Source organism: Candidatus Symbiopectobacterium sp. NZEC135, from assembly GCF_025962695.1.
This window is the reverse complement of the sequence record NZ_JAGFPF010000049.1, coordinates 23,664-29,822: the sequence shown is the minus strand read 5'-3', so window position 1 is coordinate 29,822 and position 6,159 is coordinate 23,664. Positions and strand designations below refer to the sequence as shown.

The following is a 6,159-nucleotide window of genomic DNA, read 5'->3' as shown; positions in this document are numbered from 1 at the left end:
TTTTGCTGCGTCCTGCTGAGACCAGCGCCGTTGCTGTTTTCTTGCTGCTCATGTCTGTTTCACCAAAGAGAATGGAAACAACTACGTTAGCATGGTGTGAACAAGAGCGGGATGGCGTTTTTTTCATCTGGGAGAAAAACGGTCAGAGTCACTGTTTTTGAAGAGGTAGAAATGATGTCATGCTGGAGAAAACAGGAAAGTGCCAGCCCCTTATGCACCAAGGGCTGGCAGAGTTGCGGCGGCGTTACCCGGTATGGACGCCGAACAATTTAGGCAGCCACAAGGAAATGGCAGGGATATAGGTAATGAGCATCAGTACCACAAACAGGCCGCAGTAGAACGGCAGCATGGCTTTCACCACTTGTTCTATCTTCTGTTTACTCACGGCGCTGGCAACAAACAACACGGAGCCTACCGGCGGGGTGATAAGCCCAATCCCTAGGTTAACCATCATGATCATGCCGAAATGGACCGGATCAACGCCTAATGAGCTGACGACGGGCAGAAGTACCGGTGTCAGGATCAGGATCAGCGGAGCCATATCCATTAATGTGCCAAGGACCAGCAGCATGATATTGATGTAAACAAGAATAACGTATTTGTTATCAGAGATTGAGGTGAAAAACTCGGTAATTCGGCTTGGTAACTGCATGTAGGTCATGATGGCGCCGAATGCAGCAGCGAAGCCGATCAGAATCATCACAATGGTGACGGTTTTCACCGTGCGGTACATCAGTTTTGGTAATTCTGACCACTTGTAATCTTTGTAGATAAACATCGTGACAAAGAATGACCAGATACAAGCAATTGCAGCAGATTCGGTCGCGGTAAAGATACCCGAAAGTATCCCTCCCATAATAATGACGACTGTCATCAGTCCCCATAAGGTGTCGACGAAGATTTTCAGCGCTTGTTTAAAAGGGACGACTTCTCCTTTGGGATAGCCACGCTTATGTGCAAAACCAACGCACATCACCATGAGGGTGAGCCCTAACATGATGCCGGGCAAAATGCCCGCAATAAACAGCGACGCAATGGAAACCGTCCCCCCTGCCGCAAGCGAATAGATGACGGAGTTGTGGCTGGGCGGAATCAGGATGGCCTGTACCGAACCGCTGGCGGTCACGGCGGCGGCAAAATCACGCGGATACCCTTTTTTCTCCATCTCTGGGATCATCACTGAGCCGATGGAGGCGGTATCCGCCACCGAAGAGCCGGAGATGGCACCAAAGAAGGTGGAAGCCACAATGTTCACTAGCGACAGGCCGCCACGAATAAAGCCAACGAAAATATAGGCGAAGTTCACCAGACGTCGGGCAATGCCGCCTTCCGCCATGATGGCCCCGGCCAGAATAAAGAATGGAATGGCTAACAGCGAAAATTTGTTTACCCCGTTGGTGATTTGGATCATCACCGCTTCAAGCGGAATATCGATCCAAAAAGCGCCGACAATGGCACTCAGACCCACCGCATAGGCGACAGGCACGCCGACGGCGAGCAGTACCGCCAATGTGGCGATCAAAATAAATGCATCCATGGTTATGCCTCCGGATTAAGCGTTGCCGAGCATCACGACAGGACGTTTATCCTGCGGGCCAAAGAATATTCTTTCAATAATGAACAACAATGTGATGAAAGAGCCGATAGGCAGCGGGAGGTAGGTTTCGCCAGCACTCAATAGCGGGAACTCTGCCACGGGTTGTTCCCACAGCTCTATGCAGAGTTGTGCACTGTAGTAGAGTATGAACAGGCTGATCAGCAGCATAAACAAATCAGTAATCAGGACACAGGCTTTTTTGCCTGCTTCTGGAAGCCTGTCTGTCAACATACTCACGGCAATGTGTGAACATGCGCGATAGCCAACCGCAGCCCCAAGGAAAGTAAACGTCACCATACAAATGATGGAGACGGGTTCTGGCCAGGAGAGGGCTGAGTTCAACGCATAACGTGCGAAGATACCGACAGGAATAATTAACGTCATGACTAATAACGTCAAGCCTGATACCCACATGGCGATAAGATAAAGTATATCCATTGCGGAGATATAAGTACGACCCATCATTTTCACCTGTATATACTCTTCGTTATTATGTTTTGATTGCTATATCGAACCGTCACGGCGTAACGCAGGACAAAGCCCAGACCATTCAGCATAATAATGTCTGTCAGAGTAGATAGTTATATAAGGGATAATGTGTGGGTCAGTGAATGTAACGCCTGACCCACGTTGTCAACATTACTTCACATCGGCGACTTCTTTGATCAAATCCTGGTACTTGGCCCCAAATTGATCGCGTACCGATTGTGTCGCTTTATAAAAGTAATCAGTATCGGTTTCTTGGAAATTAACACCGCCTGCTTTCATTTTATCCAGTGACTGTTGGTTATACGCTTTCCACAATTCACGTTGTTCGTTCTGCGCTTCTTTGGCAAGTTTAAGGAGGAGCGCTTGATCTTCCTTGGACAATTTATCCCACTTGGTTTTTGAATACAGGAACAGTTCTGGAATGATGAAATGTTTACTCCAGGTATAGTTTTTAGCTACGGGCATGTAGTTGTGTGCGACGAAGGTCGGCGGGTTGTTTTCCGTGCCATCGATAACGCCCGTTTGCATGCCGCTGAACACTTCACTCACGCCCATGGCAATAGAGTTAGCACCCATCGCTTTCAGGGTAGCCAGCGCAACAGGGCTGCCCTGTACGCGAATTTTCATGCCTTGAAGGTCTTGCGGTTTGTTGACTGGGTCTTTGGTAATCAGGTTACGCGTACCCGCATCCATCCAGCCGAGGAAAACCAGTTTGGATTTACTGTTATTGGTAATCTTATCACCGATTTCCTGACCAATTTTTCCGTCCAGTACCTTGTGCATATGATCTTCATCACGGAAGACATAGGGCAAAGTAAATACCTCTATTTCAGGTAAAATGGCGGCAACCGGGGTCATGGAGACACGAATAATATCAATTGCGCCAAGCTGGGCTTGCTCAATCATCTGTTTCTCATCACCTAAAACACCGCCGGGAAAGGTTTTTATTTCCAGTCTTCCATCCGTGGCGGCTTTTAATTTCTCACCCATTTTTTGCACGGCTACCACATTGGGGTAGCCTTCAGGGTGAACATCAGCGGCTTTAATTTGTAATGCACTTGCAGAATAACTCATCAGTAGGGTTGCAGAGGTTAAACAGATGCCTAGCAAAGTCTTGGATAGCTTCATTCTGGTCTCCAAAAGTATCTACGGAAATATTTATGCGTTGACCGGCAGTGTTTTATAAATAGAACTAAACATGTAATAATGGCATTGCTATACTGTGGCGAACGCCACAATTGTTTTCACTTTTACAAGTAAATTAACTTATTATACCACTTTGAAGAATGACTCGTATCACAAAAGCGTGATGTGGGTAATTTATTGACTTTATAATGTAATTACGCAAATTTTCTGTTTTTCATTATTTCTATTCCTTTGTTTTTAATGAAGATAATTATTAGCATCGAAAGTTTCCTGTAAGACAACTTATCGTTAATTAACAAACAATGGTGTAATAACTCAACGTTGATCACAGAATGCGACTTTTGTTGTCATACTACTGGCGAAATGGCAGACCGACAATGCAGAGGGGGGGTAAATCAGTGTTTTACCTTATGGGTGCTAGGGTTTTTTGTGCTTAAAAAGCATAAATACTAATGAGAACTACTATCAATTCGTGCTCAGTTTGCTATCATTTCTCGTCGATTCGATGCACTACTCATTGGTGTTGTACTATTCATTGGTATAGGTGGAGGCACAGCGTGAAAACGGCTGTCGGTCATATTTCTTCCCAGGCATTGTTCGCCTGGCTTACACAACGCGGCGCGTTCAGCGCATTTTCCCGTAGCATGTTGACGGCTCTGGTTTTAACGGCGGGGCTGGTCACGTCAGCAGGACTAAGTGGAAATGCGTTCGCAGCACCTGCTTCTACACCGGTTGCCAACACCACTGCTGCCAGCACACCAGTGGCTGCCGCATCGACGCCTGCGGCGGCTGAGCCCGCCGTTGCAGAGGCTGCTGCGGTGCCTGCATCGCCGTTGGCCCTGCCGCAGGGCAGTGCAGGCAATATCATGAAAACCGATCTTTCCGTCTGGGGCATGTATCAGCATGCGGATCTGGTGGTGAAGTCCGTCATGATCGGTTTGCTGCTGGCCTCTGTGATCACCTGGGCGATCTTCTTTGGTAAAAGCGTCGAACTGGTGGGGGCCAAACGTCGCCTGCGCCGTGAATATGCGGCGTTGGAGCAGGCACGCACCTTAGATGACGCGGCAGATATCGTTGAGGCCTTTAACGCCGATAGCACAGCGGCGATATTACTGGCCGATGCGCAAAATGAGTTAACCCTTTCCGCCCGTTCTGATGACAATAATGGCATCAAAGAGCGTACCGCCTTTCGTCTGGAACGCCGCGTGGCCGCTGCCGGTCGCCATATGGGGCGCGGTAACGGCTATCTGGCAACGGTCGGTGCGGTGGCGCCCTTCGTCGGGTTGTTCGGGACGGTCTGGGGCATCATGAACAGCTTTATCGGCATTGCCCAAACGCAAACCACTAACCTGGCCGTCGTCGCGCCGGGGATCGCCGAGGCGCTGTTGGCCACCGCGATTGGTTTGGTCGCCGCTATCCCGGCGGTGGTGATTTACAACGTGTTCGCTCGCGGGATTGGCAGCTATAAAGCGCTGATGGGTGATGTGGCAGCGCAGGTGCTTTTGCTGGTGAGCCGCGATTTGGATGTGGCCGCGAGTAACGGTAACCGTTTGACGGCGGCTAATCAAAAACTGCGGGTGGGTTAAGTCATGGCGATGCATTTACACGATGATACGAGCAGTGACAGCGAGATGCATGACATCAACGTCACGCCGTTCATTGACGTGATGCTGGTGCTGCTGATCATCTTCATGGTGGCAGCACCGCTGGCGACCGTCGATATCCGTGTCGATTTGCCTGCGTCCACCGCGGTGCCACAACCTCGTCCGGAAAAGCCGGTATATTTGACGGTGAAGGCGGACAAACAGCTGTATGTGGGTGACATTGCCGTCAGTGAAACCGGGCTGACCAACCTGCTGGATGAACAAACGGGTGCTAACAAAGAGACCACCATTTTCTTCCAGGCAGATAAAACCGTCGATTATGAAACCATGATGCGAGTGATGGATACCTTACGTAAGTCGGGCTATCTGAAAGTCGGATTAGTGGGTATGGAATCAGCGGGTAAATAAGCGCCTGTACCGTCCCGCGCTTCTGGCGGGACGGCCTGTCATACTGTGCGTTCAGGTAAAACGTGTATATTGCCCCTTTGCCTGCGGCATCCTGCTATAACCCCATCAACGTCAAACTCTCTCCCTAACACATCGTGTAAAGTGTGTCGTCAGCAACGTACATCCGTCATTCACTCTTCACACTGGCTTCTGTCCTGAAGGCATGGTCTGTTTTTTCGGCATCGGTAACGCTGCCTGTTTGCATCACAACGCGGTGTAATGATTACAACAGGTTGATTTTTCATCGCCATGACGCATTATGAGAGGTTACGAGTAACTTATCGAACTACGATAAGGTTTTACCGTGCAATCACGTATAGCAAAGGGTATATAGCGGTGGAATCGGTAATGCGTAATATTCTGATTTTTGTTTTAACGCGCGCGGGTGTGTCATGCGTGTCATAGCACCAGGAGAGGCCTGATGAGCAAAGGAAATGAGCTATCTATTATTTCCCGCTATATGAAAAAGCTGCATGTGTTGACGCTATGCGTAGGGGGAAATTCAGAATTATGGTGTGCGAGCTGCTTCTATACTTATGACGAAAATGAGGTCGCTTTTTACATCATGACAGAAACCTCGACGCGCCATGGTGACATGATGCTGCGCTACCCGGCAGTTGCCGGGACGATTGCTGGTCAACCTAAAACCGTTATGCTGATCAAAGGCGTGCAGTTCAGCGGTCAGGCATTACTGCTACAGGGTGAAGAGGCCGTGTCGGCTCGCGAGCGTTACACGCAGCGTTTTCCCATCGCTCGGGGTGCCACCTCACCCGTTTGGCGCTTGCGCATTGATACCCTGAAGATGACGGACAATACGCTGGGTTTTGGCACCAAACGCCATTGGCACCGCGATGAGGAAAACGACGGATAACTGAA

The 6,159-nt window shown here is 49.3% G+C and carries 6 protein-coding genes; 3 read left to right on the top strand and 3 right to left on the bottom strand.

All coding sequences use genetic code 11. The annotated features are described in order from the left end of the window. Window positions 1-244 precede the first annotated feature (244 nt). The 3 genes from J5224_RS18670 to J5224_RS18660 form a co-directional block, all read right to left on the bottom strand. Window positions 245-1,537 carry a TRAP transporter large permease gene (locus J5224_RS18670; RefSeq protein ID WP_264626781.1) on the bottom strand — a complete coding sequence of 431 codons (1,293 nt, stop codon included), beginning with the start codon at window positions 1,535-1,537 and terminating at the stop codon, window positions 245-247. A gap of 15 nt (window positions 1,538-1,552) precedes the next feature. Beyond that, on the bottom strand, window positions 1,553-2,059 hold the full coding sequence (locus tag J5224_RS18665) for a TRAP transporter small permease (protein ID WP_264626783.1): 507 nt from the start codon (window positions 2,057-2,059) through the stop codon (window positions 1,553-1,555). Between the two features lie 177 nt (window positions 2,060-2,236). Beyond that, window positions 2,237-3,214 (bottom strand): TRAP transporter substrate-binding protein, encoded by a 978-nt coding sequence (locus J5224_RS18660; RefSeq protein WP_264626780.1) that lies wholly within the window; start codon window positions 3,212-3,214, stop codon window positions 2,237-2,239. Between the two features lie 884 nt (window positions 3,215-4,098). Between J5224_RS18660 and exbB the strand changes: the two genes are divergently transcribed. The 3 genes from exbB (at window position 4,099) to J5224_RS18645 (ending at window position 6,154) form a co-directional block, all read left to right on the top strand. After that, window positions 4,099-4,818: a tol-pal system-associated acyl-CoA thioesterase gene (gene exbB / locus J5224_RS18655; RefSeq protein WP_264626782.1), complete on the top strand. Its 720-nt coding sequence runs from the start codon at window positions 4,099-4,101 to the stop codon at window positions 4,816-4,818. A gap of 3 nt (window positions 4,819-4,821) precedes the next feature. Continuing rightward, window positions 4,822-5,244, top strand: coding sequence for a TonB system transport protein ExbD (gene exbD / locus J5224_RS18650; protein WP_264626779.1), 423 nt, complete (start codon window positions 4,822-4,824; stop codon window positions 5,242-5,244). Between the two features lie 460 nt (window positions 5,245-5,704). Continuing rightward, window positions 5,705-6,154 carry a YhbP family protein gene (locus J5224_RS18645; RefSeq protein WP_264626778.1) on the top strand — a complete coding sequence of 150 codons (450 nt, stop codon included), beginning with the start codon at window positions 5,705-5,707 and terminating at the stop codon, window positions 6,152-6,154. Window positions 6,155-6,159 lie beyond the last annotated feature (5 nt).

Bases quoted from the DNA above. Each gene is read 5' to 3' on its own strand.
- J5224_RS18665 (WP_264626783.1), bottom strand. From the start codon at position 2,059: ATGGGTCGTACTTATATCTCCGCAATGGATATACTTTATCTTATCGCC.
- J5224_RS18645 (WP_264626778.1), top strand. From the start codon at position 5,705: ATGAGCAAAGGAAATGAGCTATCTATTATTTCCCGCTATATGAAAAAG.
- exbD (WP_264626779.1), top strand. From the start codon at position 4,822: ATGGCGATGCATTTACACGATGATACGAGCAGTGACAGCGAGATGCAT.
- exbB (WP_264626782.1), top strand. From the start codon at position 4,099: ATGAAAACCGATCTTTCCGTCTGGGGCATGTATCAGCATGCGGATCTG.
- J5224_RS18670 (WP_264626781.1), bottom strand. From the start codon at position 1,537: ATGGATGCATTTATTTTGATCGCCACATTGGCGGTACTGCTCGCCGTC.
- J5224_RS18660 (WP_264626780.1), bottom strand. From the start codon at position 3,214: ATGAAGCTATCCAAGACTTTGCTAGGCATCTGTTTAACCTCTGCAACC.